Below are 26,982 nucleotides of genomic sequence, written 5' to 3' on the forward strand. Positions count from 1 at the left end.
ATGGCAACAATCCATCAACTCCATCCAGATAATCCTCAACCGAGAGCGATTTCGCAAATTGTGAATGCTTTGCGGGGCGGAGCGATTATGCTCTATCCCACGGATACTGTCTATGCTATTGGCTGCGATTTGATGTCAAAGTCAGCCGTGGAGCGTGTCCGTAAACTCAAGCAGATGTCGAATGATAAGCCTTTAACTTTTTTATGTTCTTCTCTGTCAAATATTGCGGAATATGCGATTGTCTCGAATGCCAACTACCGCAATATGAAGAGTCTCGTCCCCGGTCCGTTCACTTTCATTCTGCCTGCCACCAAGCTTGTGCCGAAGCTAGTGTTAAACCCTAAGCGCAAAACAACAGGGATTCGCGTTCCTGACCATGGTGTGTCTCAAACCATTATTGAAGCTTTGGGAAACCCAATTATTTCCACATCAGCAAATTTACAAGAGGATGATTTAGATGATGAAGATTTTGGGCATCAGGTCAAAAATAAGCAGAATAATGTTTGTGATTTACCAAAGATGGAACTATTCGATCGCTTTTCTAAATTAGTGGATTTAATTGTTGATGATGGTTCGGAACATAGCTATGAAGTATCAACGATTCTCGACTTGACCGATGATCTCAATCCACAGATATTACGTCAGGGATTAGGAGTCGTTCCATTTTTGTGATCCCCCTCATCGGCAAAGCCATATAGCTAAATGTAAACAATGATTAAGGATTGCTATATTATGGTGAAATCAAAGCAGATGTTAGAGATCCAGTTTTATGAGTCGCAAATCTTGGGATAGCTATTTAGAATTAGGTGTTTGGGAAGCTGAAGGAGACAAATCGAAAAAGCACAAGTCTTTTCACCTGCCAGGTGCAAAGCCCCATTACAACCCCGATCGCCCAGGACAGGTTGAGCATATTGGCTTGGATTTAGAGCTAGACATTGCTGCTCAGACGATCACAGGGGATTGTAAGATTCGATTGCGCCCTGTGCGCGATGGTGTCACGGACTTGACTTTAGATGCCGTGGCTTTGCGGATTGATCAGGTGTCGATTTACGATCGCATTGAGGCTAAGCCCGACCCCGACAAGACTAAATGCAGGTTTGACTATGATGGTGAATTTCTCAAAATTTATTTGAATGAGCCAACCAAAGCGGGTGTGCCGATTGAAATTGCGATCGCATATGCTGCCGAGCAACCCCAACGTGGTATTTACTTTGTAACACCGACGGAGCATCAACCCGATAAACCAACTCAGGTATGGACACAGGGCGAAGATGAAGACTCCCGTTATTGGTTTCCCTGTTTTGATTACCCCGGTCAGTTGGCAACTTCAGAAATTAAGATTCGCGTTCCCAAGGAGTTGAATGTCATTTCCAATGGTGAACTGATTGAAGTGAAAGAACATAAAAAGGAAAAGACTTACCATTGGTATCAAAAGGAAGTTCATCCTAGCTATTTGATGACCGTTGCGATCGGTGATTTTATTGAAGTTCAGGATGAGTGGAAAGGTAAGCCCGTCACCTACTACGTCGATAAAGCCCGTACTGCCGAAGAAGCAATCTTGACCATGGGTAAAACCCCAAAAATGATTGAATTCTTTAGTCAGAAATATGGCTATGACTATGCGTTCCCTAAATATGCGCAGGTTTGTGTGGCTGACTTCATTTTTGGAGGGATGGAAAACACCTCCACAACCCTCCTCACCGATCGCTGTGTGTTAGACCAACGCGCTGCCCTAGACAATCGCTCTAGTGAAAGCCTCGTTGCTCACGAATTGGCGCACCAATGGTTTGGCGACTTGGTGGTAATTAAGCATTGGTCACACGCGTGGGTCAAGGAAGGTGCGGCGACCTATGCCGAAGTGCTGTGGACAGATCATGAATATGGAGCCGAAGAAGCTGCCTACTATTTGCTGGGCGAGGCACGTCGCTATATTTCGGAAGATCGCGATCGCTATCGCCGTCCGATGGTCACCCATGTCTATCGCGAAGCCATCGAACTATACGATCGCCATATTTATGAGAAGGGTGGCTGTGTCTATCACATGCTTCGCACTGAGCTAGGTGATGATTTGTTCTGGAAAGCAATCCACCATTTTGTGCGGACTAATGCCCATAAAACCGTAGAGACGATTGATTTATTGCGAGCAATTGAAGAAGCGACAGGTAAAAACTGTATGTTCCTCTTCGATCAATATGTATTCCGTGGTGGACATCCTGAATACAAGATTGGCTATAGCTGGGATGGTGACAATAATTTGGCGAAAGTCACGGTTACCCAAACTCAAGATGAATTATTTGATCTCAAGATTCCCATTGGCTTTGGTTTTGAAGACGTAGCGGACAGCCAAGTTTTCACAGTGCGCGTATTTGAGAAGGAGCAGGCTTTCTACTTTCCGTTAAAACAGAAGCCCAAATACATCAGCTTCGATCGCGGTAATAACTATCTGAAACAGGTCACTCTCGAATATGGTGTGGCGGAACTAAAGGCAGGTTTACAATCTGACCCCGATCCGATCGCTAGAATCTATTGTGCAGAAGCCTTAGCGAAAAAAGGTGGTTTGGAGGCGGCTAAGGCTCTAGGACAAGCACTTTTAGATGAGAAGTTCTGGGGCGTGCGGGTGGAAATTGCTGAGAATTTGGCAGCGATTAAACTCGATCAAGCTTTTGTCGCCTTGGCAAAGGGCTTGGAAGATCCTGATGCGAGAGTGCGAACTGCGGTCTTGACTGGACTCGCTCAAAACAAGGTGCAGCAAAGTTTGGACTTGATTAAGCCGTTTATTAAGAAGGGCGATCCTAGCTATACGGTCGAAGCTACGGCGGCAAGGCTAACGGGTGAGTTGGCGGCGGCTTTGAGTGCTGAGCGTGAACCTTCAAAGGTGGTGAAATTACTACAAATGGTACTCAAAGAACGTTCAGGCTGGAATGAGGTAGTGCGTTCGGGTGCGATCGCAGGTTTAGCCAAAATCAAAGATGCTGATGAAGCTTTGGAAACGGTGCTAGCCTATACGGAGCCAGATGTTCCGCAACCATTGCGCCTTGCCTCAATTCGTGCCTTGGGTGGAATGGGTAAGTCCCAAACTAAGCCTAAAACTGAACAAATTCTCAATCGTTTGAGTGTGATTGCTCAAGAGACTTTCTTCTTGACCCAAATGGCGGTTGTGGGCGCACTCGGTCAGATTGACAGTGCGGGGGCAATTGGCGTTTTGCGATCGCTATCGGATTCGACTCCCGATGGTCGGGTGCGCCGTGTTGCCGATGAAGCAATTCAACGGGTGCAGAAGGCGATTGGCAAAGATGCAGGACTGAAGCAATTGCGCGAGGAACTTGATCAACTGCGTAAGGACAATCAAGATCTTAAGAGTCGTCTTGAGGCGATCGAAGCAAAATCTAAATCCTAGCCCCAAGTAGAGAATGACGGCGCTTCGCGCCGCCATTCTCTACTTCTTGGTAATTAATCCGATGATCAATAAAATTGCACCGATCGCAAAACAGGCAATTTCGCCATATAAAAAGCCCTTTGCTGCATTGGCAGTTGACTTGGCTAATTCTTCTTCACTCTTGAGCGAAATAATAAACTTTTTGTCAGATTGCAATGGCTTCCGCAAAGTGACCTGCCCACCATCATCGGCAGCCGTACCAATGACCAGAACTTGACGATCGCAAGGCAAAATTGACTCGGTATAGCGATAACCAAGGGTACGTCTGCCGCCGCCAAGCGAATTAATGGCTAAGCTAAAACCACCAAAACTTATGGAACCACCTGAATTTTCTTGGCGAAACTCATTTAAAATTTGCACCGTGTCAATATTGCCACCGTCGGGATTGACCACCAGTTCCCCAGAGCGATCTTGCAAAATAAAGGGAATTGATTGACTATTACTGGATATAGTTTCCGAACTGCGGCGCGTCTCGGTGCGGCTTTTGCCCTCGCTATCAGTGTTCGTTACCTGTTCCTCATATTCCCTGATAACCCGCATCGCATAATGTACACAGGGTTCTTGTTTTAGTTCTGAAATCAAAGGTGAGTCACTGCGAATTACTCCACTGACCTTGACATATTCTCGTAAATTGCCACTACCAATTTCACCCGCAATGGAACTAGCGATCTGCTGTAATTCTGCCACCGTGGAAGGGGTTGCCATGCGAATACTTTTTAACTTGGTGCTGTAGTTTTTCTGCACAAAAAATAGAATAATTCCCACTAAGAGCAGGATGCCGCCAAAGATTGCCATAGTTTTCCAGAAGCCGTTCTTGAGTGCTTGCTATGATTGTATCAGTCTAGTTTTTACTACGCTCGGCAATGCGTAGCCTAGCAACGGTCATAAATTGTAATCAAACTGTAATTAAGTTGGAATAAAGTAGTGAAATTATGGTAGCTATCCCTGCTATAGATGTGGACATTAAGACTGCGATCGCAAAACAACGAGCTTTTTTTGCGATAGGAAAAACTAAGGACTATACCTTTAGGGTGGAGCAACTCAATCGTCTCTCGCAGTTGATTAAAGACAACGATCAGCTTATTTTGGATGCCTTGTATGCGGATTTGCGTAAGCCTGCGATCGAGGCCTTTGGTAGTGAAGTTTTGATCGCGCTGTCGGAAATCAAATACACACTCAAACATCTCAAAGCTTGGATGCAGCCTCAAAAAGTTAGCACTCCCTTAAACCTATTTCCGAGTTCTAGTTATATTCATACCGAACCGCTCGGTGTCGTCCTGATTGTTGCACCTTGGAACTACCCATTTAACCTGACAATTCAACCGCTAATTGGCGCAATTGCCGCAGGTAATTGCGCGATTCTCAAGCCCTCGGAGCATACGCCCCATACTTCTGCGGCGATCGCCAAAATCATTAATGCCAATTTCGATCCTAGTTTTATTACGGCGATTGAGGGGGGCATTGAGACTAACCAAGCTTTACTTGCCGAAAAATTTGACCATATTTTCTTTACGGGTGGCACGGCGATCGGCAAAATTGTCATGGCAGCCGCAGCCCAAAATCTCACTCCCGTCACCCTAGAGCTAGGCGGCAAAAGTCCTTGCATTGTTGATGAAACCTGCGATTTAGAAGTCACGGCAAAGCGTATTGTTTGGGGTAAGTTCTACAATATGGGACAAACCTGTGTTGCCCCTGACTATCTATTAGTGCAGAAGCAGATCAAACCTGCCCTAATTGAGAAGTTATTAGCCTATGTCAAAACCTTCTTTGGCGACAATCCGCAACAAAGCCCCGATTTAGGCAGAATTGTAAATGAGCGCCAATTTGACCGCTTAATCGGTCTGCTCGATCAAGGCAAAATCTTGATTGGTGGTGACCATGACAGGAGCGATCGTTTTATTGCACCGACGCTAATTGACGAAGTTTCTCCTAATTCCAAAGTGATGGCAGAGGAAATCTTTGGCCCAATTTTGCCAATTTTGGAATATGACCAACTCACCGATGCGATCGCATTTGTTAAAGCACAGCCTAAACCCTTGGCGTTGTATCTGTTCTCACGCAATAAAAAGCATCAAGAGCAAATTCTGCAAGAGATTTCCTTTGGTGGTGGTTGCCTCAATGACCTGATCCTGCATCTGGGTAATCCTGAACTTCCCTTTGGTGGTGTCGGTGATAGTGGCATCGGCGCTTACCATGGCAAGACGAGTTTTGATATTTTCTCTCATCGCAAGAGTATTCTCAAAAACTCATTCCGCTTTGATCTAAATTGGCGCTATCCTCCCTATACGATGAGTCTGGATGCATTGAAGAAATTTATCAAATAAAAAAGTAAGGATAGGCGGCCACGTCACCTATCCGTAGTGGCAATTCATGAATTGCCACTACGAGGAATGATATACACTGATTTAAGAAACCTGTCCGTGAAATCCCTCCATGACTGATGATGTTGATAATTTCGCCGATAATTTAGTCGTCAAACCCAAAAAGTCAGGACTAGCACCGCTAATCTTGACCTTAGTGGAATTGTTGCGCCAGTTAATGGAAGCTCAAGTCATTCGGCGCATGGATGCCGAAAAGCTAACCGAGTCTGAGATTAATCGCGCTGCTGATAGCCTTCAAGCCCTAGAGCAGCAAATTTTCAACCTTTGTGAAGTCCTAGATATTGATCCTGAAGACCTTAATCTTGATTTAGGTGAATTTGGAAAACTCCTGCCCCGTCGGGGAGCCTACTATCCCGATCAATCCTCTAGCGAATCATCGATATTAGAATTGCTCGATCGTCTCATTAGCACAGGCATAGTTTTAGAAGGCGATGTCCAGATTGGGCTTGCGGATATTAATTTGATCGATCTCAAACTGAAGTTATTACTCACATCTGGGGATAAGTCGGCATCGTCTTGAGCAGTTGTAGCCCCGCCACCCTGACGGCTTCTTGAATTTGGAATAGCGGTAAATTTTGCGATCGCGCTAATTTGGCACAGTCTTCATATTCTGGTTGCACTGTCCAGAAATCGTTTCGCCAAGCAATTTTGACCCTTGCCGTACCATATTCGGTAATCACTTCGAGAATTTTGCGATCGAGAATTTTGCGCTGTTGATATCGATAGCGAATACCGAGGGTACTTGTTTCTTGAAACAGAATTTGCTCGCATACAGATTTGCGATCGCAGGTACAGATCACCGTTAGCAATACACCACTGCGAGACTTTTTCATGCCGATGGCTTGACTATAAACATCTAAAGCCCCTGCCTGCAATAGCTGCTCCATCGTGTAGGCAATCGCTTGAGCCGTCATATCATCTACTTGCGTTTCCAAAATAGCGATCGTTTCTTGTGTCTGTGTATTTCGCAGATTTTGGGTTAGGAGATTAGTGGATTGATTAAGCGCTAGGCGAGCCCTTTTTTTTTATCCTTACCAATCCATAGACGCAAAATATTGGGAATTTCTAGATCTTGAGAACCTGCTCCTAGTCCCACTTTTTTGATTTTCATCGGTGGCACTTCCCCAAATTTTTTACAACGGGTGACTGCAATTGCTGCACCTGTGGGTGTGACCAGTTCCTTCTTAATTCCATTATCAAAGGTGGTCACGCCGTGCATTTCCCATAGTTTCAAGGTTGCAGGTGCGGGTACAGGCATCTTGCCATGCTCGCAATTGACATAGCCGCCACCCGCAGGCAAAGCCGAGCAATAAAGATGCTCAATGCCTAACCAAGCCAATCCCGCACAGGTACAAACAATATCCACGATCGCATCAATTGCGCCGACTTCATGAAAATGGACAGATTCAGGGGCAATGCCATGCACCGCCCCTTCAGCAATCGCCAGTTCTCTAAATATGGCGAGACTCCAAACTTCAACTTGTTGAGGTAACTTGGCATTACAGATCAGCTTCTCAATATCGGGTAGATGACGATGTACCCCATGGGAATGCACTTGATGCGAAGTTCCTGAATGTTTATGGGAATGGTCATGGGAATGACTATGGGATTGATGATCGTGATCGGAAGTTTGGTCGGAAACTATCGGCGAAACCGTTTCATGGGCATGGCTAATTAGTTCAACATGTAATTTGGTCGCTTCCACACCCATGCGCTGCACCAATTCTGTCCATAGTTTCACTTCTGTTTCTAGACCCAACTTCTGGACAATTTCCTGTAAATATGTCAAAGGCACACCCGCGCTGACCAGCGCACCTAAACACATATCACCAGAGATTCCTGTTGGACAGTCTAAATATGCAATGCTTCCCATAGAGTCCTCGAGCGGCTTTCTATCTGTATCCTATCATTTCACATCTGCATCATCCATGGCAGCCCTAGCATTGCGCTGCCAACGCTCGTGCTTAATTCTTCTCAATGCTGATCCTGTAAATCCCTGATCCCATTCAGATTCGGTCATATTGGCTAAATCCTCCAACTGCGGATCGACATTATGGGCAAAGGGTTGAAAATCAGATTCCAAAGTTTCTTGAGCAAATCGTTGATTCCATGGGCAAACATCTTGGCAAATGTCGCAGCCCGCCACCCAGTTCTGTAAATTTTTTGCGATCGCATCTGGAATTTGTGCCGCTTTATTTTCAATCGTATGAAAAGCAATACAGCGATTGGCATCAACCACAAAGGGTTGGGTAATCGCACCTGTGGGGCAAGCCTCAATACAGCGCGTACAAGTTCCACAATGCTCTGTGTGTGGTCGATCGGGTTCTAACTCCAAATTCGTGAGCAATTCTCCTAAAAATAACCAAGAGCCGTAGTCCCTTGTAATCACATTGCTATGTTTGCCAATCCAACCAATCCCTGCTTTTTGAGCAAAAGCTTTTTCTGAGATTGGCCCTGTATCGACGTAATATCTCGCTTCAATCTGCTCACCCTGTGCCGTCAACCAAGTTGATAACGCCTTGAGCTTTTTTGTTAATACCTTATGATAGTCACGTCCCCAACCATAGCGAGAGATTTTGCCAATATTGCGATCGCAACTATGCTGATGTGGTGTGTAGTAATTCAGAGCTACGCATATGACTGACTTTACCCCCACCATCACCTCGGTAATGTCCTGACGCTTGGGGTTGCTCATCCAATCCATATCCGCGTGATAACCAAGATCTAGCCATGCTTGTAGCCGTTCTGCTTCCAGCCCAGACTCGGCTCTGGCAATGCCAACCTTCGTAAAGCCCAATTCCTTCGCTTTATTAATGATTGTCTGTTTGATGTCTACTTTGCGGTCAATATCAGCCACCACCTAACCACCCAAAAAAACCGCCTTTCTTCTGCTTCTTATCTTGATCTTTTGGTACTTCAGTCGTATTGCCGCCAACTTGATTGATATGTTTCAGGGCTAACTCTTCTTTAGGATTAATGGCTAAAGCTTGTTTAAAGCTTGTTTTTGCCATGCCCACTAACTTTTGATTCATGTAGACATAACCCAACAGTGCATGACATTTACTACTCTTAGGATCAGTTTGCAGAGCTGTACGCAGCTCACGCAGAGCCGATGCCCATAGCTGTTGATTGATATATTCTTCTGCCTGAGTAATGTGATGACTAACTGGTTTGCTAGAGTTGAGGTTGCTAGATTGGTTAGCCGTTGATTGACTCAGTGGAGGTTGTTTAGCAGCTTGACCATAACTCCCTTGATAGCCACTAGCTTGATTGGTTCGATTAGCTTGATTAGCTTGACTGTTATTTGTAGAGGTACTTGCCGCAGAGCTGTTAACACTAGCATTTACAGAACCATTTACAGATTTACCCATCGCCATTTTTGACTCACTTTGAGCTTGATAACTCTTGCTTGCCATGCCGTTGCTACTCATCTCTGTCTGGCTCGCTACGTTGCTAGAACGGATAGCAGCAGAAGAGTTGCTAGGACTAGTTTTATTACTAAGAAGAATAACGTTTGACGAATTAGTATAACCTTCTTGTAATAATATGTGCGCCAAATTTAGCTCACTAAGCTGATTAATATAATCTAAAGTCTGATCGAGATTTTTGTACTGAATTTGGGCAATTGATTGGATAGTTTGCTCATAATTGACACTATGGGAAGCCTCTAAATACTGTTTTGCAAGATCTGACTGGGGTAAAAATTTTTGATTACGCTTAATCAGTCTTTTACCAAGTAATTTTAAAATGGCTGAATATTCAGTGCGCTCGCGATCCTGTGACAAAACATTATAAGCAGGGTTAACTAGCTTAGACAGATATTCAGTAGCTTTACGTTTTTCCGCTTCACTATACCCATAGATCACATCGGGATGTAGAGTCTTAGCAATCGTGATGTAGCGCTTCCTTACATAAAAAGATGAGGCTGTGATAGGCAGTCCCAGTACAGCGTAGTAATCATTATAGTCATATTGACCGATGCCACGATCTATACGAAATTTTCTTGGACTATCCACTATCAATCCTCAGCTTTTATGTTGCATAGACTTTATTTTCAGGATTCAAGTGGTTCTACACCACAAGACTAGATAATATGCTAATGATAATTAATAGTCATTCTATCTTAACAATCAGATATTTTCCATACAGAAACCATTAAATTATCTAGGATTTATCATGATAAAGTCTGATGGCAATCGTAGCTTTTATTCTTAATAATTAATTTCATAATTCTGCGATCGCAAAAATAAATCAAAACCAAAGAATTAAGTTGCAGCGCTTCGCGCTGCAACTTAATTCTTTGGTTTTATGTCCTAAGCAAAACTTTGATTGCTATATCTACCAGCCCCAAGTTCCGACTTCCCCTTTAAACGGACCAACAATATCGGCTGTAATCCATCCGCCATAAAAATCTCCAGCCTGTGGTGTAATTAGCTCGTCATTGACATAACATTCATCCATGAGGCTGCCATAAAAGCTGAGAGAATTTTGAATTTCCCAAAAATTAGGAGTTGGGGCAAAGTATCGCCATGCAGCATTTTTGATGTATCTATCCGCAATAGCCACATCATAATATTGACTAATTCCCTTCCATTCGCACATAGTCCGCCGCGAAGTCTCAATCAGATATTCCATTTTGATATCTTCAATGGGGATGTAATAGCAAGGTGGATGGCTAGTTTCTAATACGCGCTTAGCCTGTTGTGTTTCTGCTAAGACAACCCCATTACAAATAATGCGAATCCGTTTATTTGTATCTTCCCAAATGGCAGGACGGGGATAGTCCCATACTGATTCTTGACCTAACTGTGGCTCAATTCGTTGGGGGTGCATAGAACTAATTTTGATTCTTGAGTGATTCGTAGTGCTGCAAGAGATTCTTCAACTTTTCAATTTGAATCGGCTTACTGATGTAGTCATCCATCCCTGCATTGCGACAGATCGATTGATCGTCCGATGCGGCATTGGCTGTCATGGCAACAATGATAACGGGTGCTACTGCTGATGCTGCTTGCTGCTGTCGAATTTGTTTAGTCGCTTCTAACCCATCCATCTCAGGCATTTGCACATCCATGAGAATTAGATCGTAAGACTTATCAGCGATCGCTGTGACTGCTTCTTTGCCATTAATAGCTAAGTCCGCTTGATAGCCAAGATGCTTGAGTACCCGTAGTGCTACTTTTTGGTTAACAGCATTATCCTCGGCTAACAATATCCTCAAATTAGACAAGGATGGTTCATTGGTGCTGGAAGTTTCCATAGCTAGATGGTGTTGATTTATATCTGGGCAAACAAGCAATTGCGATCGCAAATTTTGGTTGTATCAATACATGCAAGCATGACAACACTTTCATGAATAAAAAACACACCAAATTTAGAGTGCTCAAAGCCAAAACTGGTATTACCAGCTTTGGCTTTGGTATTAGCCCATAATTTGAGGTACGCGGAAAAAATCCTCTTCACGATCAGGAGCGCAGTCAAGCAGCACTTCGCGATCGGTAAAGGGCTGCAAAATATCAGGACGGGTAATATTTACAGTGTTAACGGCTCTAGTCGTTGGTTCCACCCCCTCTAGCAAAGGATCAAGCTCATTAAGCTGTTGGAAATAGTCCAAAATGCTATCGAGTTGTTTTGTAAAAGCAATTTCTTCTGCTTCAGTTAGTTGCAAACGGCCTAAGTGGGCAACGTGACGCACTTGCTCTCTGTCAATCATAGTTTTGTATATGTATTTAATGATAGGGAAAAGGGCTGAAGCCCCTTGTTTCGGAAATTTATAAATTTGGAAGCTAGAAAAATAGATTAATATCAGCGCGTCCAGTAGTCTTCAGCCAGTTTTGCGCCTCAATATAATTGTTAGGAGCAAGACGAATTGCTCTGACCCAATGCTCTGCCGCCGTATTGAAATACTCCTCGGCTTGTTCTTCATCTTGGGCATTTTCGCCTTTATGGTGATAGATTACTGCCACATTGTTGAGGGCTTGGGGCATCCGTGGATTGAGGTCGATCGCCTGCTCATAAAATTCTAGAGCCTTATCATGATCGCCATTACTAGCATGAATCAATCCCATGTTGTAATAAACATAGCTGCGATCGTAAGCGTTTTCTTCAAGCTTGAGCGCTTCTTCGTAGTTGGCTAGGGCTTCGGCATATTCACCATCACCTTGAGCCGACATCCCATCGCGATAATAGGCAAAGGCTTCTTTTTCTTTCTGACTGGCAGGAAAGAGTTTTAAAATCGTATCAGCAATAACGGTAAAGGTTTGATCGACGAAGTTGTCATTACGTTGCGATCTAGGCATAGTTCTTTATAAATTTGCAGTCAATTACTACTCAGCATATCAAAAGCTCGATCTATCTGAGGTTGCGTTTTGTGATTTCATCAAAATAATTGTTTCGGCGAGCAAAGTCCGCCGAAACAATTATTGGTTTTAATTTTGCGAAAACTGCACTTGCTTGTATAAGTCATCAACTAAGATTTCCAAATTTATAGATTTCAGGAATATTCGGTCTCCTAGCCCATATTCAGCAAATAACCATTTCCCCTTTTGTTCGCGCTGAAATATTTCTACTGTGGCTTGTTAGACTTGGACTAGGACATATTCTTGCAAGCTCTCAAACTGACGATATTGCGAAAATTTAAAGCCACGATCGTAGGCTTCGGTGGATGGTGAAAGCACTTCGATGATTAAACAAGGAAATAGCACTAACTGCGGATCGCGATCGCTTTCATCACAGGTAACAACAATATCGGGATAGAAATATTTACGATTTCGTTCGACTTGTACCTTTACATCAGATATATAAACTTCACATTGGCGATCGCCAAAAGCATCATCGAGTATTTTAAAAATATTGCCACTCACACGGTTATGGTTGCGTGTGCCGTCAGCCATAGCGACAACTTCACCATCAATATATTCATGGCGCATTTCTTGGGTCGATTCCCATGCGAGATATTCTTCGTAGCTCATCAAGATGCGATCGGGTAAGGCAACCATAATTTTAATTGCTATATTTTCAATAAGTAGCTAGGCGCAATCCCCCAGCCCTGTGGCGTGTGTCACAGGGCTGGATAGTTAACTATACTAAGCATAAGAGCTAGGAGCGATCGCTAATGACAGGAGCCGATCCCAAAGATAAGCACCCAATGAAGGGATTTCCACAAATCTGCTTTATTAAAAACACCATATCTAATGCCAATATCATTGTTGGTGATTACACCTATTATGACGATCCCGACGACTCGGAAAACTTTGAACGTAATGTTCTATATCACTTTCCCTTTGTTGGCGATCGGCTGATTATTGGTAAGTTTTGCGCCTTGGCGAGAGGTGTAAAGTTCATCATGAATGGAGCCAATCACAAATTAGATGGGTTTTCCACCTATCCATTTTATATTTTTGGTAATGGGTGGGAAAAGTCTACTCCTCGTCCCGAAGAGTTTCCATTTAAGGGCGATACGATCATTGGTAATGATGTGTGGATTGGTTATGAATCAGTGATTATGGCAGGGGTGAAGATTGGCGATGGAGCGATTATTGCCTCAAAATCGGTAGTGGTGACTGATGTACCTCCCTACAGCATTTTTGGTGGTAACCCAGCTAAGTGCATCCGTCAGCGTTTTGATAGTGAAATAGTTGAGTCGTTACTGGAAATTGCTTGGTGGAACTGGGATATCGACAAAATCACAAGCAACTTAGACAAGATCCTATCAGCAGATATTGAAGCTCTAAGGTTGTGTAAGTAAAATCCAAAAACATTGCGAAGCAATGCTTTTTGGATTAGCTAGAAGCACTGGTGTAAAACTTGAGGGCAAAGCGCCAAAATTGATTGGAGGCATAGAGTAAACCAATTGCCAAAAGCATTGAGCCGAAAATCCAAATGGCTTCACCTCGTCCCAATAGGGTCTCGGCGGGAACTGTGGTTAAAAAGGCGATTGGCACAACAAAGGTAAAGAAAAAACGATAGGAAGCGGGATAAGCTGCCATCGGATATCTCCCCGCCTCCATCAGTCCCCGCAAAACCTCGGTAACGTTATAAATTTTGACAAACCAAATGCTGGTTGCTCCGAGCATAAACCAAATGCTGTAGAGGCTAATACAACCCAAAAGTAACGGGATGAGGCTGATGAGATAATTACCTAAACTTAGCCCTAGTTTGTTGCCTGCATAAATCAAAATACCGCAACCAAAGATTAAATTTGGGAATCCCCAAGGTGAGATGGTTCTTGCCGATAGCCAAAACTGACTGCTGATTGGCTTTAAAAGTACAAAATCTAATGTCCCTTTTTGGACGTGATCAACGATTTTGCTGAGGTTTGGCGCAAGAAAGGTGCTAGAAAATCCTTCAAGGATTGTAAATATGCCCAGCACGACCATTGCTTCTTCCCATTGCCATCCTGCAAAGGTATAGCCAGTGCGGTAAAACAAAAAGAGCCCAAACAAGCTTCCTGCCAAATTGCCAATACTGCCCAAGGATGCGATCGCAAAATTAATCCGATATTCGAGTTCGGCGGCGATCGCTGTTGACCAGAAAAGTTTTAAGGCTTGTAAATATTTGCCCATACTTGCCCATATTTACTCATGTTAATTTGCATCACAGGGTTAAACCACAGCAAGGCTATTGTCTAACCCTATGATGTTTGCCATTAATGAGACTTAGGCGTAACCACGACCTCTAGGGCGATCGTTGCTACGCTCAGCACGAGGCTTAGCCTTATTAACGCGCAGGGTTCGTCCCATCCATTCAGCTTCGTTTAGTGCTGCGATTGCCGCTTCTTCCTGAGCGTCATCCTCCATATCAACGAAGGCGAAGCCCCGAACCCGACCTGTTTCTTGGTCGGTGGGCAATTGCACGCGCTTTACGGTGCCGTAGTCTGAAAAGACGCTTGTTAAGTCGTCCTTAGCAGCTTGATAAGACAAATTTCCAACGTAGATAGTCACAGTCAGTTCGCTCCAAAAAAGAGATCGATATAGTAATTTAGCCAGTCTTCGGAAAAGACTCGCTCGATCCGAGATCTCACAAATCCAACCTAAATTTCAGCTTTGGTATAAGTTTACCGTCTACCCGCATCAATTTGCGTAGGCTGTATTACAAAGCTTTGTGCAAGTAATGGTAAAGAGACGGCAAAGTTGTGAATCGCTGCATAAATTCCTTGCTGGATGCGGTATTTCTGCTCGGTTGCGATCGCAAATTCTTTTATCACCTAGAATTGTATTCAAAATTTCATTCTAAAGACATAGGTAAAAATAACTAAACATAGTGCAGCCTTACAGGGCTTAAAATGGGGGAATAGCGTGATAGAACAGAGTAACTTGGCAAATATGCAAATATCTTTAGAAAATTTGATTGAAGAATTGTCTGGGCTTGAGGTAATTACGAATCCTGCTCAAGTCGCCAAGCTCTCGGAAGATTACGCGCATTTCAGTCCTGTTTTAGTGCCTTTGCTAGCGGGCAAGGTTGGGGACTTAGTGGTACGTCCTAGTGATGAAAGCGAAGTGCTAAGGATCGCCAAAACCTGTGTGAAATATAAAGTGCCTCTGACGATCCGTGGTAGCGGTACAGGTAATTATGGGCAATGTACACCTCTTAGGGGCGGAATCATTTTAGAGACATCGCGACTACAGGAAATTAAATGGATTAAGGAGGGGATTGCCTCAGTCCAAACAGGCGTAAAACTGGCAGCTTTAGATAAAAGAGCGCAGGAAATGGGTTGGGAATCTCGCATGGTTCCATCGACTTTTAGAAGTGCGACGGTGGGCGGTTTTATTGCGGGAGGCAGTGGCGGCATTGGGTCAGTTTTGTATGGACAGTTGCGCGATCGCGGTAACTTGCGGGCTGTCCGTGTCGTTACCCTCGAAGATGAGCCGAGAATCATGGAATTGCGCGGGGATGATGTTCAAAAAGTAGCCCATGCCTATGGAACTAATGGCATCATTACGGAATTGGAAGTTCCCCTCGCACCTGCCTATGGTTGGGCAGAATATGTGGTCTGTTTCGGAGATTTCATGACGGCAGCCCGATTTGGTCAGGCTCTAGGCAATAGTGATGGCATTATCAAAAAGATGATCAGTGTTCATGCTGCGCCAATCCCTAATTATTTCACGGCTTTACAGAGCTATATTCCCCAAGATGCTAACTGTGCTTTGGTATTAGTTGCCGAAAGCGATCGCGAACCATTTTTCAGTCTTGTACAGGAATTTAAGGGTGAAATTTGCTACGAAAAGGGCGCTCATGAAGCGGGAAAAGGACTAAATCTGATCGAATTTTCTTGGAATCATACGACCCTTCATGCGCGTGCTGTCGATGACTCCCTTACCTATCTTCAAAGCTTATTTTTGAATGATCCGCAATTGGAACTTGTCCAGCGCATGTTTACTCATTTTGGTGATGAGGTGATGATGCATTTGGAATTTATTAAGGTAAATGGCAATGTCATTCCTGCGGCAATTCAATTGGTGCGCTTTACCGATGCTGAGCGGCTCAATGAAATTATTGCTTACCATGAATCACAGGGCGTATTCATTGCCAATCCCCATACTTACATTCTTGAGGATGGTGGCATGAAGGTGGTTGATCATAATCAACTTAATTTCAAACGCATGGTTGATCCCCACGGATTGATGAATCCTGACAAAATGCGCGGCTGGCAGTAGAGGAATCAGCACATCTTGCCAATCCCTTTTTGGGCGATCGCAAGCTACACTATTTACATAACTTTACATTGCGATCAACTTGACTGCTATGACTACAAATACTGTGCCTAGAGATAATCTTGGCGGCAAATTTCAATCTGATGCTGATCTGCGATCGCAAACAGCGCCCAACAATTTGGCGGCGGGGGGACAAGATCCTGAACGCTTTGATTGGCAAGAGGTTTGGTATCCTGTCTTTTATATAGAAGACCTAGACAAGCATAAGCCCGCCCAATTTACATTACTCGAACGAGATCTTGTGATTTGGTGGGATCGACACAGTAACGCATGGAAAGCCTTTGACGATCGCTGTCCCCATCGTCTTGTTCCTCTTTCTGAAGGTAGAATTGCTGAAGATGGCTTACTAGAATGTCCCTATCATGGTTGGGCATTTAAAGGTGATGGTAACTGCGATCGCATTCCCCAACAGCCCGAAGGTGGCACTGCCCATTTATCGCCCCGCGCATGTGTCAAGTCCCTACCGACTGCCGAGCGTCAAGGTTTGCTGTTTATCTATGCTGGCAATCCCGAAAATGCACCCCAAGTTAAAATCCCAATTATTGAGCCATTAGAGACTGATACGGAAAAATGGACTCTATTTGGGACTTTTCGCGATCTTCCCTATGATGCCATCACCCTTTTAGAAAATGTGCTGGATGCTAGTCACCTTCCCTTTACGCACCATAAATCTGTTGGTAATCGCGCCAATGCTGCACCAATGGTTTTGGAAGTTCTCGAAACAGATAAGCATGGCTTTACAGGAACTTGGGAAGAAGGCCCCCGCCGTGGCAAACTCGGAACTCAAGATACAACTTTTATTGCCCCCTCATTAATGTGGCATGACCTCACCTCAAAGCAATTTGGGCGCACAATCACGGCAGTCTATGCCACACCCACACGCAAGGGTGAATGTCGTTTATTTGCGAGATTTCCCTTCCAATTCAATTCGGCAATTCCGCGATTCTTCATTGGTATCACTCCCCGTTGGTATTCTCATATTGGACAAAATAGCATCCTCGAAGATGATCAGATTTTTCTGCACTATCAAGAGCGTTATCTAGCCGAAACTCTCGCCCAAACTGAAGTTAATGGCAACCATGCCAAAGCCTTCTATTTGGCAACTCCCGCCGATGCCTATGTTTCCGAACTACGCAAATGGGTGAATCGCTATGCTGCTGATCCCTTTGCAGGGCACAGATTAGCAGCACCTTTATCTAAAGAAGTTCTCTTAGATCGCTATCATTCCCATACTTCTAAATGTGCGAGTTGCCGCCAAGCTTTGCAAAATGTTCGCAAAATCAAAACCATCAGTCTCGCGATTGCGGCGACTGCTTGGACTGCTAGTCCCTTGCTCAGCATACTCTTTGCACCAGTAAATTTAATGACAACCTTACTCAGTGCGATTCCTGCCACAATTGCGATCGCAGTCTGGCTAGTCTGCAAAAATTTGGAACGGAAATTTATCTACGGACAAGAAACCCCGTTACGCAACTTATAGACATCACACTTTGCGATTTAAGATAAACAAGAGCGCTTTTGCGCTCTTGTTTTTTATGCACTATGTTAAAAAATCATGATTAAGCTCTATGGCGGTGCAAGAAGCCGCGCCTCAATCGTCAAATGGTATCTCGAAGAACTGCAAGCTCCTTACGAGTTTCAACTGATGAATATGCAGGAAGGAGAGCATTTGCAGCCTGATTTTTTAGAAATTAACCCTTTTGGCAAAGTTCCCGCAATTACCGATGGCGACTTAAAACTATGGGAATCAGGTGCAATCTTGCTCTATCTTGCTGAAAAATTTGGCGAATTAAAGACTCCTGAAGCAAAAGCGATCGCAAGTCAGTGGGTATTATTTGCCAATGCGACCCTTGGCACTGGTTTGTTTGTAGCTGATAATCGCGAAAAAGAAGCACCTCGTTTATTAAGTGGCTTAAATAAGGTTCTTGAAACCCAGACCTATCTCCTCGGTGATACCTTTACTGTCGCTGATGTTGCCGTTGGTTCGATTCTAGGCTATGCCGTCATGATGTTACAAATGTCCTACACTGATTATCCTGCCGTTGATGCCTATGTAAAACGGATCAATGAGCGCCCTGCGTTTAAAAAAGCAATTTTGGGACAACCTTAAAAATTTTTAGGCAAATAAGCGGGCTTAGCCCGCTTATTTGCCGCAGGCTTTACGGAGCTTGATTAGTAGCCCATTTTAGCCACTGCCCCAACGAACTCAATCCATTGAGATAACCTAACTGGGGGGCGCGAGATACAATTAAGTTATCCACCGATCGCAAAGCCGCAAACTGTAAGCCCAAAAAACTATCTACCGCCGCATAGGGCCCACCCAAAGTCGCTGCCCCTGCTGCATATACCTTACCGATATAGGCTCGCCCCTGATTGCGTAGCTCCGCAATTTCAAAGTCATTAGTGACATTGAGTCTGCCCATAGCATTGGTTGGAATGTTGTAACATTGCAGCAAATCTGCATACAGAGGATTTGTCTCTACTTTGGCATCCAATCCTGTCGCATCAATAATAAAATCTGCGGTTAACTGCAATAGCCCTTGCATCTGACGTGGACGAATATAAGTAACCGTACGCTGATCAGGCAACCGTTCCACCTTCTCCACATCACCAAAGGTAATTTGATACCAACCTTCCTTTAGTCCTGTTTGGACAATGTGCTTCCAATCACGGCGATCGGCAGTGGTTGTGCCACCCCAATCCTTGAGCAAAGTATGGCGAGTAGCAGGATCGGACTTTTCGAGCAGTAGCCGTAAATCGCCACCCCAACAGGCTTTTGGCCAGTTAAAGGGTTGAAACTCGTAATGATTGTCCACATCGCGCTGCGCCTTACCATAGCGATTACCTTGAGCTTTGGGCGATCGCATCAAATGCAAGAGATGAATATTTTGCTGTGGAGCTCGTTGACGTATTTCTGAGATGCGCTGCACAATTCGCGAAGCAACAATGCCACGTCCACGGATTAACACCGTACCGCCATGACTTTCGAGATGTTGATAAATATGCTCATGCTCCTCATAGCCATTGACTACAGAGCGAAAATCTAAGGTTTGACTGCGATAAGCCTGTAAATCTGGCAAAAATTGGATCGCCGCATAGCCCACTGCTAAGTGTAAATATCTGACTACTAAAAAAGCATGATTACCTTGCCCTAGGGAATATGCGATCGCATAGCGCCCATCATCGGTCTTCCGAATTGAGCGCACCCTGCCATAGCGATAGATCTTGTCCCAGCCAATGCGTTGGGCTTCACGATCAATCGAATCAAATACATTGCCCGATCGCGGCGTATAGGTTTCCGCCAAATCTGGCTCTGCAAAAACTTGCCAGAGATACTTAGCCGCTTGCTTGAGTATCCCGCGACTCAAGTCATGCCAAGCCTCGCGCCATGCGTAGCTAGGAAATCCCCAAATATTATCAGGACAGGAATCGGAATTAGAGCGCAATCTCTCGGACAAAGGAATCTGTGAGTTCAGACAAAGCCGTTTGTAGCGGGCATAGGGCTGTGGCTCTAAACCCAATGACACAATTTGATCCGCCGCCACCCCAAATATTCGTAAATAGTCTGCCCAGATATAGCTACCCAATCCCCCACCGACTGCCCCATAGGTTGACGCATATACAGGCATTCCTGTTTGCTGCAAAGCTGCCACCTCGACAACGGGTAATTGAAAAAAGTTGGGCGGAAAATCCTGACCAGTTTGACTAACCTGTGGGCTAGGAGGCTCTTCCCCTTTGGGGATTGCTACTGATGGCGGTAAACCTGTTTTAGCATTAAATAAAATTGTTGGAAAACTTGGGGAAACTGAAGCTGTCTGACTTTCAGAATCCCTACTAAGGGTATTCGCCTGTGAAGTAGTAATTGTTGCTTGATTAGCCGAAACAGGAGCAAAGTCAAAGGCGATCGCAATTTCGTATCGTCCTAGCGTAATGCGATCGCCTGTGCTTAACACTTGCCGTAATCCCATCGACTGATTTAGCAAAACCCCATTGACCAAAACTCCATTGGTGCTGTTTTGGTCAATCGCCACTAGATTCCCCTGCTCAATTTTTAGTAACAGGTGATAGCGAGATACCGAGCGATCATTAAGCACTAATGGCGATACCTGTTCTGCATCAAGATAATCTGGCAGAGCCGTTGCATCCTTACCAATTGCGATCGGTAAATTTAAGCGTATAGATACAGACTGATCAGTGCCTACTTCTAGCCAGCTTAGTTGAACTTCAGACGGCATAAGGACTTACTAATTCCGACGAGCTTTACATCTTTTTTTGAATTTGGCTATAAAAAAAGGGAGTGCAAATCCCCCTTTTTGATCTTTATGTAAGCCTAAGAAAGTTGGCTCAAACGATAACCAACACCATGGATTGTCTCAATCAAGTTATGAGGCGCATCAGCACCCTTTAATTTGTTACGGAGACTCTTGATCGTTGCGTTGATTGTATCTTCTCTAGGAGGATCAGTGAGTGACCATACATGCTCTACGATAGTGCCACGCTTTAAAACTTGGCGACCATGATGAAGCAACAACTCCAGAATGTTGTATTCCTTTGGTGTTAAATGCACAGATTGTCCTGCATAGGACACTTCATGCATTCCGGGATCAAGTTGGAGTTCCCCCCAACGTAAAACAGTTGGTTCTGCAATCTGAGCGCGACGAGACAAAGCACGAATCCGTGCCATCAATTCAGGCGGATCAATTGGCTTGACGATATAGTCGTCAGCACCCGCATCAAGCCCCTGAACTTTGTCAGAACTCATATCTAGCGCTGTCACCATCAAAATTGGGATATTGTTCCCATGGGCGCGTAAGCGACGACATAGGTTAATACCATCCAACTTCGGCAGCATCACATCTAGCAAGATTAGGTTGTAATCATCGGCTTGAGATTTCTCCCAGCCTTCCTCCCCATCTCTAGCAATGTCTACAACACAATGCTGACCAGTTAGCACATCGGCTAAAGTATCAGCTAAATTGGCATCATCTTCTACAAGGAGAATTCTCATTAGATTCGGACAAGTCTTGGTTATTGAAGTTGAATAGTAGCTTGCTCGCCAATTAACGGATGCCTTTAACGGGTATATGGAAAACATAAACTGTATAAATTTCGCTAACACGATTCACTACTATCTATTCAAATCATATACGAAACGTCGAATGGTTTTTCATATATGCAAAAATTTTAAGTATTATTGCGATTATAACACCCGCAATCATCAAAAAATCGTATTTATTAAGCCAAAAGCATATACTTTGTAAAGAAACTTGTGGATAGCCAAACTTTTGACCACACTGACTTTGGGTGTTACAAAGCTAAATTATGGCAAACGATGACACTAGTTACAATTTTCTCTCTGATTTTTGTGACGCTTGGATCGTTGCTGAGTTAAATTGAGTCTATAGAGACCCGAAAACCTTCAATAAATCTTTAATTAGAAAATGACCGCGAACCTAACTACTTTTAAAACAACTGCATCTCAAGAAATTTTTGCAAAAGCCAAAGAGCTAATGCCTGGAGGTGTTAGTTCTCCTGTTCGTGCCTTCAAATCTGTGGGTGGCGAGCCAATCGTGTTTGATCGCGTTAATGGCGCATACGCATGGGATATCGATGGCAATAAGTATATTGATTACATCGGTTCATGGGGGCCTGCGATCGTCGGACATTCTCATCCCGAAGTCATCGAAGCATTACACAAAGCGTTAGAAAAAGGCACAAGCTTTGGTGCGCCCTGTGTTCTCGAAAATCAACTCGCGGAAATGGTAATTGAAGCTGTCCCTAGCGTCGAGATGGTGCGCTTTGTGAACTCTGGTACTGAAGCCTGTATGTCTGTATTGCGCCTCATGCGGGCTTTTACAGGTCGTGACAAAATCATCAAATTTGAAGGTTGCTACCATGGTCACGCCGATATGTTCTTGGTTAAGGCTGGGTCTGGTGTCGCCACCCTTGGCTTGCCCGACTCCCCCGGTGTTCCCAAGTCCACCACTGCCAATACCCTCACTGCTCCTTACAACGATCTTGAAGCCGTCAAACAGTTGTTCGCCGAAAATCCAGACCAGATATCTGGTGTGATTATCGAGCCAGTAGTTGGTAATGCGGGTTGCATCGTACCTAAGGATGGATTTCTACAAGGTTTAAAGGATCTCTGTCATGCCAATGGTGCTTTGTTGGTATTTGATGAAGTCATGACAGGCTTCCGTCTTTCTTATGGTGGCGCACAGGCTCGCTTTGGCGTTACTCCTGACCTTACGACCATGGGTAAGGTAATTGGTGGGGGCTTACCCGTAGGAGCCTATGGTGGACGTAAAGATATTATGGCAATGGTTGCCCCTGCTGGCCCTATGTATCAGGCAGGTACATTGTCAGGGAATCCTTTGGCAATGACCGCAGGCATCAAGACCATGGAAATTCTGAAGCGCGTTGGTTCTTATGAATATCTGGAGCAAATTACCAAGAAGCTGGCGGATGGAATGCTGTCGATCGCCCATGAGACTGGACATGCGGCTACAGGTAATTTGGTTGGCGCAATGTTTGGTTTGTTTTTCACTGACAAGCAAGTTTATAGCTATGAAGATGCCAAAACTAGTGATACTGAGAAGTTTGCCAAGTTTCATCGCGGCATGTTAGAGCATGGCGTTTATCTTGCTCCTTCACAGTTTGAGGCTGGTTTTACATCCCTTGCCCATACCGATGCTGACGTACAGACGACCCTAGATGCAGCCCGCGCTGTCTTGTCAAAGATTCCTGCTTAACCACACGAAGCGAATGGCGACACTCCGCGTCGCCATTCGCTAGCTATAGCCATAAAACCAAAAGAGAGTTGCGGCGCTTCGCGCCGCAACTCTCTTTTGGTTTTTGGTTTTGTCCTAACGTAAATGGCTGTAGCTGTATAGAAATTTTCTTAAAAAAAGTTTGTTCGGTTACTAATTTCACAAAAATTCATTTACAATGTTATCGAGCATTTCTAAGCATATTGGCTGAATAAATCTTGTAAAGCCACATTATCTGGAACTTCCGAGCATTGTTAAAGTCTCTCTACATAAAATCCGATGCTGACAGAACACCCTACTGCTACAACAAGGTCTAACAATGGCAATTACAACACCTCACCACCGCCTGTGACACGCTCCGATTACTACATGGGCTTACACAAAGAGCTAGACCAACTTGAAGAGATGGTGCTAGAAAGTGGACCTCGCGTTATGGGACATACTGTTATCGATGAGGAGAAACTTTGCCAGCAAATTGATCGGGTGCGGTTGACTGTTCCTGATTCGATCGCTAAGGCAGAAGAAATTTTACTTTATAAAGAAGATTTGGTTGCTGAAGCACAACAATATGCTGATGACTTAATCAAATCAACGATTCTTCGAGCAAGTCAGATGCTCGAAGAATCGTTGATTATTCGTCAAGCTGAGCAAGAAGCCAATCAAATTCGCCGCCAACTGCAAGAGGAATGTGAGCAACTGCGATCGCAAACCCTCAATGAAGTCGCTCAAATGCGTCGTCAAGCCCAAAAAGACCTTGACCTTTTGCATCAACAGGTGACTGGAGAGGTGCAGGATATGCAACGTGGGGCTGATGAATATAGCGATCGCATTCTTGGCAATCTTGAATTGCAACTAATTGACATGATCAAAATTGTCCAAAATGGACGCAAGGAGTTACGACTCTAGCCGACCTTAGGCAATGTTAAATCTGGCATTATCTGACATTTAACAGATTTAATCTGACATTAACGTGGCAATGGCAATCTCTTGTGTTAACATCTGACGCTTAAAAGAGTCTTAGCTTTTAGTGATGGTGATCAGGATGTTGGCAGCAAAAAAGAGATCGGGGACATTCGCCAGAAATGCCTTGGATGTTGTCTCTAAAATTTTATTAGCAACTGCTATTAATGCCGCAGGTCTACTTGCTACTTACAGCTACAAAAATGCGGAAGCAATTAATACTGTTACGCATCAGCCTGTTCTAGCTTCTACGCATCTAACTTCTACGCAAATTGCGCGTACCCCATCATCATCTTTTGATGGTCGCATTAGTGCTGCCATCGTTGATCGTGGTGGGCGACTATGGATTGGAACTTGGCAAGGATTAATGCAAATTAATCCCAAGTCTGGCAAGGCAATCACTGCTATCTCTCTTCCCAATTCCACAATCACTGCATTACTAGAAGACCGTCGTGGTTATTTCTGGGTTGGCACAACTTCAGGGTTATACCAAGTGCAACCTAGTTCTGGCAAAATCATGAATATGCCAACGCAACTGTCTTCCAGCCGCGTACTCAGTCTCGCAATGGATCGAGCAGGATTTATTTGGGTTGGTACAGATCGCGGACTCACTCGAATCAGTCCATACAATGCTGAAACCTATGCCAGAATTCCTGATCTACCGGGGCAAGCCGCAAATGTGATGCAGATTGATTATGCTGGCAATCTTTGGGTTGGCACTCTCAACGGGCTAGTTAAAATTAATCCCGGCACTGCCAAAATCCTTGCCAATATTCCCTTTGTTTCTGGTCAGATTGTCCAAGCTTTGACTATTGCCCCATCAGGAAAAATCTGGGCAGGGACACCCCGTAATGTTATTGAAATTAATCCGCGTACTAATGTTGCGATCGCAAGAGTGAATTCTGTAACTGGTCGCGACATCATCGCGCTTGCCAGTGACAAAAATGGTCAGCTTTGGATCGGTATGCGCGATGGTCTCGTTTTAGCTAATACTTACAATGGGGCAGTGACCGCCTCTGTCTATAGTTTGCCTAGCAGCTCTGTCACTAACTTGATCATTCACAATCAGCAGTTATGGGTTGGCACAATGGATGGTCTTGGCAAAATTAACACCAATCTCAAGGCTTCAGAAATTCCTAATGCTAATGCTACAGTGATTTACAAAATGAACTAGTTCACAGAACTCTATTCAGATTGATTTGTGAAGAAACATATACAAACATGAATGCTTTTTTAAACAAGCTGTATGAAATCTTCACCGCGCCAATTCTTGATATTGGGGAAAATCGATTTTCGATCGCCACGATCGTATCCTTGCTGGGGCTAATAATTGCCGCCTTTTTTGTTTCCAAATTAATTAGTGAAATTATTCGACGCACGCTGTTATCTAGATTCCGAATTAATCTTGGCTTACAAGAAGCAATTACTGTATTTGTTAAATATCTGCTGATCACCCTCAGCAGCATCATCATTTTGCAAAGTGCAGGCATCAATCTCGCCTCTCTAGCGGTGATTGCAGGTGTATTGGGAATTGGAATCGGGTTTGGATTGCAAAATCTGGCGAGTAACTTTGTTAGTGGACTAGTTTTAATATTCGAGCAAACCCTAAAAATTGGTGACTACATCGAAATTGGCGATCTTAAAGGCACAATTGAAAAAATTTCGATTCGCTCGACAATTCTGAGGACTAATGATGACCTATATGTAATCGTTCCCAATCAGCGCTTTATCGAAAATAATACAGTTAACTGGAGCTATGCAGGTCATACTTGCCGTATTCGTATCCCTGTAAGTGTTGCCTATGACACGGACTTATTAGTTTTGACAGAAGCTCTATTCAAAGCTGCCCGTCATGAACCAAGAGTATTATCCACGCCGCCTCCAGAGGTTTTATGTTGTGGCTTTGGCAAAGAATCTCTCGATTTTGAATTGTTGGTCTGGATTGATGAACCTGATGCGAATGATCCCATTAGTAGTTCTCTTTACTTTCGGATTACCTATGAATTTAGAGAAAGAGGAATTAAAATTCCGCTCCCGACCAGAGCATTAATGATTCAAAATCCTGAATCAATTCGCCAAATTATTTCGCAACCTATATCTAATCCAGAGAATCTAGCAACTCAACCGCCAGCGAATCTACCCATCAATGTGGCTATCTCTGATAACTCTAATAATCCTAACGGTGTGAACTCTCGCAGTTTACGAGATTTATTACGGAAGATATCTTATTTTGAGAGATGTACAGATGTGGAACTATTCGCCATTATCACCAGAGGCTATCGGCGCTATTATGATATTAGCGAAATCATCTGCTATGAAGATGATTCTAGCGAAGAATTTTATATGATTCTGTCGGGAAAAGTGGAAGTATTCTCTGAAAAAAGTAATCAGGTGATCGCCACTCTAGGACAAGGCGACTTTTTTGGGGAGATTTCTTTGCTGACTGGTACGCCTCGCACGGCTACAGTTCGGGCTAGTGCGGCGGATACGGTTTTATTTGTGGTGGAGCGTCAGCAACTTAAAAAACTACTCAGTGAATATAAAGAGCTAGGCGAACAAATTGCCCTAAAATTGTCGGAGAGGCAGCAGGTGCTGATCAGTCTTGGTTTACTTAATGAAGAAGAGTTAAAGGATTCGCAACATGCGGCTTTGGCATGGGTGCGCGATCGCCTCAATAATTTATTTGGAATTAACTTAGGAAAAAATTCTTAATCCAAGAGACT

24 protein-coding genes and 2 pseudogenes are annotated in these 26,982 nt (G+C 44.1%); 12 read left to right on the plus strand and 14 right to left on the minus strand.

The genetic code is table 11. The features are described from left to right. Both H6F41_RS06290 and H6F41_RS06295 read left to right on the plus strand, forming a co-directional pair. Positions 1 to 672 carry an L-threonylcarbamoyladenylate synthase gene (locus tag H6F41_RS06290; protein WP_190402627.1) on the plus strand — a complete coding sequence of 224 codons (672 nt, stop codon included), beginning with the start codon at positions 1 to 3 and terminating at the stop codon, positions 670 to 672. Positions 673 to 769: 97 nt separating this feature from the next. Next, on the plus strand, positions 770 to 3,397 hold the full coding sequence (locus H6F41_RS06295; RefSeq protein ID WP_199288684.1) for a M1 family metallopeptidase: 2,628 nt from the start codon (positions 770 to 772) through the stop codon (positions 3,395 to 3,397). A gap of 39 nt (positions 3,398 to 3,436) precedes the next feature. Here H6F41_RS06295 and H6F41_RS06300 read toward each other — a convergent pair whose 3' ends face one another. After that, positions 3,437 to 4,231 carry an E3 ubiquitin ligase family protein gene (locus tag H6F41_RS06300; protein WP_190402628.1) on the minus strand — a complete coding sequence of 265 codons (795 nt, stop codon included), beginning with the start codon at positions 4,229 to 4,231 and terminating at the stop codon, positions 3,437 to 3,439. A gap of 137 nt (positions 4,232 to 4,368) precedes the next feature. Between H6F41_RS06300 and H6F41_RS06305 the strand changes: the two genes are divergently transcribed. Next, positions 4,369 to 5,760 carry an aldehyde dehydrogenase gene (locus H6F41_RS06305; protein ID WP_190402629.1) on the plus strand — a complete coding sequence of 464 codons (1,392 nt, stop codon included), beginning with the start codon at positions 4,369 to 4,371 and terminating at the stop codon, positions 5,758 to 5,760. 109 nt (positions 5,761 to 5,869) lie between these two features. Then, positions 5,870 to 6,337: a gas vesicle protein K gene (locus H6F41_RS06310; RefSeq protein ID WP_190402630.1), complete on the plus strand. Its 468-nt coding sequence runs from the start codon at positions 5,870 to 5,872 to the stop codon at positions 6,335 to 6,337. Here H6F41_RS06310 and larC read toward each other — a convergent pair. The 8 genes and pseudogenes from larC to H6F41_RS06350 all read right to left on the minus strand — a co-directional run bounded on the left by larC (position 6,306) and on the right by H6F41_RS06350 (position 12,815). Beyond that, positions 6,306 to 7,690: pseudogene (larC, locus tag H6F41_RS19480) on the minus strand (nickel pincer cofactor biosynthesis protein LarC). The gene H6F41_RS06310 and the pseudogene larC sit on opposite strands and share 32 nt — an antisense overlap. Positions 7,691 to 7,723: 33 nt before the next feature. Next, positions 7,724 to 8,674 carry a tRNA epoxyqueuosine(34) reductase QueG gene (gene queG, locus H6F41_RS06320; RefSeq protein ID WP_322095883.1) on the minus strand — a complete coding sequence of 317 codons (951 nt, stop codon included), beginning with the start codon at positions 8,672 to 8,674 and terminating at the stop codon, positions 7,724 to 7,726. Further along, positions 8,667 to 9,833, minus strand: coding sequence for a DnaJ domain-containing protein (locus tag H6F41_RS06325; protein WP_190402631.1), 1,167 nt, complete (start codon positions 9,831 to 9,833; stop codon positions 8,667 to 8,669). Before H6F41_RS06325 ends, queG begins: the two co-directional genes overlap by 8 nt. Positions 9,834 to 10,155: 322 nt before the next feature. Beyond that, complete coding sequence (locus H6F41_RS06330; RefSeq protein ID WP_190402632.1) at positions 10,156 to 10,650, minus strand: DUF427 domain-containing protein; 495 nt, start codon at positions 10,648 to 10,650, stop codon at positions 10,156 to 10,158. 4 nt (positions 10,651 to 10,654) lie between these two features. Next, positions 10,655 to 11,077: a response regulator gene (locus H6F41_RS06335; RefSeq protein ID WP_190402633.1), complete on the minus strand. Its 423-nt coding sequence runs from the start codon at positions 11,075 to 11,077 to the stop codon at positions 10,655 to 10,657. Positions 11,078 to 11,239: 162 nt separating this feature from the next. Continuing rightward, positions 11,240 to 11,530 carry an Asp-tRNA(Asn)/Glu-tRNA(Gln) amidotransferase subunit GatC gene (gene gatC, locus H6F41_RS06340; RefSeq protein WP_190402634.1) on the minus strand — a complete coding sequence of 97 codons (291 nt, stop codon included), beginning with the start codon at positions 11,528 to 11,530 and terminating at the stop codon, positions 11,240 to 11,242. A gap of 73 nt (positions 11,531 to 11,603) precedes the next feature. Beyond that, complete coding sequence (locus tag H6F41_RS06345; RefSeq protein ID WP_190402635.1) at positions 11,604 to 12,116, minus strand: photosystem I assembly protein Ycf3; 513 nt, start codon at positions 12,114 to 12,116, stop codon at positions 11,604 to 11,606. Positions 12,117 to 12,245: 129 nt separating this feature from the next. Then, positions 12,246 to 12,815: pseudogene (locus tag H6F41_RS06350) on the minus strand (Uma2 family endonuclease). Between the two features lie 116 nt (positions 12,816 to 12,931). Here H6F41_RS06350 and H6F41_RS06355 point away from each other — a divergent pair. Beyond that, complete coding sequence (locus H6F41_RS06355) at positions 12,932 to 13,564, plus strand: Vat family streptogramin A O-acetyltransferase (protein WP_190402636.1); 633 nt, start codon at positions 12,932 to 12,934, stop codon at positions 13,562 to 13,564. A 34-nt stretch (positions 13,565 to 13,598) separates the two neighbouring features. Here H6F41_RS06355 and H6F41_RS06360 read toward each other — a convergent pair whose 3' ends face one another. The 3 genes from H6F41_RS06360 to H6F41_RS06370 all read right to left on the minus strand — a co-directional run bounded on the left by H6F41_RS06360 (position 13,599) and on the right by H6F41_RS06370 (position 15,022). Beyond that, a complete protein-coding gene (locus tag H6F41_RS06360; protein ID WP_190402637.1) occupies positions 13,599 to 14,381 on the minus strand; it encodes an ABC transporter permease in 783 nt (260 codons plus the stop codon). Positions 14,382 to 14,474: 93 nt separating this feature from the next. Continuing rightward, positions 14,475 to 14,759: an RNA recognition motif domain-containing protein gene (locus H6F41_RS06365; RefSeq protein ID WP_094528637.1), complete on the minus strand. Its 285-nt coding sequence runs from the start codon at positions 14,757 to 14,759 to the stop codon at positions 14,475 to 14,477. 113 nt (positions 14,760 to 14,872) lie between these two features. Continuing rightward, positions 14,873 to 15,022 (minus strand): hypothetical protein, encoded by a 150-nt coding sequence (locus tag H6F41_RS06370; protein WP_190402638.1) that lies wholly within the window; start codon positions 15,020 to 15,022, stop codon positions 14,873 to 14,875. 118 nt (positions 15,023 to 15,140) lie between these two features. Between H6F41_RS06370 and H6F41_RS06375 the strand changes: the two genes are divergently transcribed. The 3 genes from H6F41_RS06375 to H6F41_RS06385 all read left to right on the plus strand — a co-directional run bounded on the left by H6F41_RS06375 (position 15,141) and on the right by H6F41_RS06385 (position 18,639). Further along, positions 15,141 to 16,472 carry an FAD-binding oxidoreductase gene (locus H6F41_RS06375; RefSeq protein ID WP_190402639.1) on the plus strand — a complete coding sequence of 444 codons (1,332 nt, stop codon included), beginning with the start codon at positions 15,141 to 15,143 and terminating at the stop codon, positions 16,470 to 16,472. Positions 16,473 to 16,560: 88 nt separating this feature from the next. Beyond that, positions 16,561 to 18,009, plus strand: coding sequence for an aromatic ring-hydroxylating dioxygenase subunit alpha (locus H6F41_RS06380; protein ID WP_190402640.1), 1,449 nt, complete (start codon positions 16,561 to 16,563; stop codon positions 18,007 to 18,009). A gap of 75 nt (positions 18,010 to 18,084) precedes the next feature. Then, positions 18,085 to 18,639 (plus strand): glutathione S-transferase family protein, encoded by a 555-nt coding sequence (locus H6F41_RS06385; RefSeq protein WP_190402641.1) that lies wholly within the window; start codon positions 18,085 to 18,087, stop codon positions 18,637 to 18,639. 49 nt (positions 18,640 to 18,688) lie between these two features. Here the strand turns inward: H6F41_RS06385 and H6F41_RS06390 are convergent, their stop codons facing one another. Together H6F41_RS06390 and H6F41_RS06395 are read right to left on the minus strand one after the other, a co-directional pair. Beyond that, on the minus strand, positions 18,689 to 20,764 hold the full coding sequence (locus tag H6F41_RS06390) for an FHA domain-containing protein (protein ID WP_190402642.1): 2,076 nt from the start codon (positions 20,762 to 20,764) through the stop codon (positions 18,689 to 18,691). Between the two features lie 95 nt (positions 20,765 to 20,859). Further along, complete coding sequence (locus tag H6F41_RS06395) at positions 20,860 to 21,537, minus strand: response regulator transcription factor (protein ID WP_190402643.1); 678 nt, start codon at positions 21,535 to 21,537, stop codon at positions 20,860 to 20,862. A 433-nt stretch (positions 21,538 to 21,970) separates the two neighbouring features. On the opposite strand from H6F41_RS06395, the gene hemL reads away from it, so the two are divergent. The 4 genes from hemL (at position 21,971) to H6F41_RS06415 (ending at position 26,971) form a co-directional block, all read left to right on the plus strand. After that, positions 21,971 to 23,281, plus strand: a complete 1,311-nt coding sequence (gene hemL / locus H6F41_RS06400; RefSeq protein WP_190402644.1) for a glutamate-1-semialdehyde 2,1-aminomutase — start codon at positions 21,971 to 21,973, stop codon at positions 23,279 to 23,281. A gap of 297 nt (positions 23,282 to 23,578) precedes the next feature. Then, a complete protein-coding gene (locus H6F41_RS06405) occupies positions 23,579 to 24,205 on the plus strand; it encodes an ATP synthase subunit B family protein (RefSeq protein ID WP_190402645.1) in 627 nt (208 codons plus the stop codon). 136 nt (positions 24,206 to 24,341) lie between these two features. Next, complete coding sequence (locus tag H6F41_RS06410) at positions 24,342 to 25,433, plus strand: ligand-binding sensor domain-containing protein (protein ID WP_190402646.1); 1,092 nt, start codon at positions 24,342 to 24,344, stop codon at positions 25,431 to 25,433. 47 nt (positions 25,434 to 25,480) lie between these two features. Beyond that, complete coding sequence (locus H6F41_RS06415; RefSeq protein ID WP_190402647.1) at positions 25,481 to 26,971, plus strand: mechanosensitive ion channel domain-containing protein; 1,491 nt, start codon at positions 25,481 to 25,483, stop codon at positions 26,969 to 26,971. The last annotated feature ends 11 nt before the right edge of the window (positions 26,972 to 26,982 follow it).

This window comes from Pseudanabaena mucicola FACHB-723 (genome assembly GCF_014696385.1).
GTDB lineage: Bacteria > Cyanobacteriota > Cyanobacteriia > Pseudanabaenales > Pseudanabaenaceae > Pseudanabaena.

Bases quoted from the DNA above. Each gene is read 5' to 3' on its own strand.
- H6F41_RS06290 (WP_190402627.1), top strand. From the start codon at position 1: ATGGCAACAATCCATCAACTCCATCCAGATAATCCTCAACCGAGAGCG.
- H6F41_RS06295 (WP_199288684.1), top strand. From the start codon at position 770: ATGAGTCGCAAATCTTGGGATAGCTATTTAGAATTAGGTGTTTGGGAA.
- H6F41_RS06300 (WP_190402628.1), bottom strand. From the start codon at position 4,231: ATGGCAATCTTTGGCGGCATCCTGCTCTTAGTGGGAATTATTCTATTT.
- H6F41_RS06305 (WP_190402629.1), top strand. From the start codon at position 4,369: ATGGTAGCTATCCCTGCTATAGATGTGGACATTAAGACTGCGATCGCA.
- H6F41_RS06310 (WP_190402630.1), top strand. From the start codon at position 5,870: ATGACTGATGATGTTGATAATTTCGCCGATAATTTAGTCGTCAAACCC.
- H6F41_RS06330 (WP_190402632.1), bottom strand. From the start codon at position 10,650: ATGCACCCCCAACGAATTGAGCCACAGTTAGGTCAAGAATCAGTATGG.
- H6F41_RS06335 (WP_190402633.1), bottom strand. From the start codon at position 11,077: ATGGAAACTTCCAGCACCAATGAACCATCCTTGTCTAATTTGAGGATA.
- gatC (WP_190402634.1), bottom strand. From the start codon at position 11,530: ATGATTGACAGAGAGCAAGTGCGTCACGTTGCCCACTTAGGCCGTTTG.
- H6F41_RS06345 (WP_190402635.1), bottom strand. From the start codon at position 12,116: ATGCCTAGATCGCAACGTAATGACAACTTCGTCGATCAAACCTTTACC.
- H6F41_RS06355 (WP_190402636.1), top strand. From the start codon at position 12,932: ATGACAGGAGCCGATCCCAAAGATAAGCACCCAATGAAGGGATTTCCA.
- H6F41_RS06360 (WP_190402637.1), bottom strand. From the start codon at position 14,381: ATGGGCAAATATTTACAAGCCTTAAAACTTTTCTGGTCAACAGCGATC.
- H6F41_RS06375 (WP_190402639.1), top strand. From the start codon at position 15,141: ATGCAAATATCTTTAGAAAATTTGATTGAAGAATTGTCTGGGCTTGAG.
- H6F41_RS06380 (WP_190402640.1), top strand. From the start codon at position 16,561: ATGACTACAAATACTGTGCCTAGAGATAATCTTGGCGGCAAATTTCAA.
- H6F41_RS06385 (WP_190402641.1), top strand. From the start codon at position 18,085: ATGATTAAGCTCTATGGCGGTGCAAGAAGCCGCGCCTCAATCGTCAAA.
- H6F41_RS06390 (WP_190402642.1), bottom strand. From the start codon at position 20,764: ATGCCGTCTGAAGTTCAACTAAGCTGGCTAGAAGTAGGCACTGATCAG.
- H6F41_RS06395 (WP_190402643.1), bottom strand. From the start codon at position 21,537: ATGAGAATTCTCCTTGTAGAAGATGATGCCAATTTAGCTGATACTTTA.
- hemL (WP_190402644.1), top strand. From the start codon at position 21,971: ATGACCGCGAACCTAACTACTTTTAAAACAACTGCATCTCAAGAAATT.
- H6F41_RS06405 (WP_190402645.1), top strand. From the start codon at position 23,579: ATGCTGACAGAACACCCTACTGCTACAACAAGGTCTAACAATGGCAAT.
- H6F41_RS06410 (WP_190402646.1), top strand. From the start codon at position 24,342: ATGTTGGCAGCAAAAAAGAGATCGGGGACATTCGCCAGAAATGCCTTG.
- H6F41_RS06415 (WP_190402647.1), top strand. From the start codon at position 25,481: ATGAATGCTTTTTTAAACAAGCTGTATGAAATCTTCACCGCGCCAATT.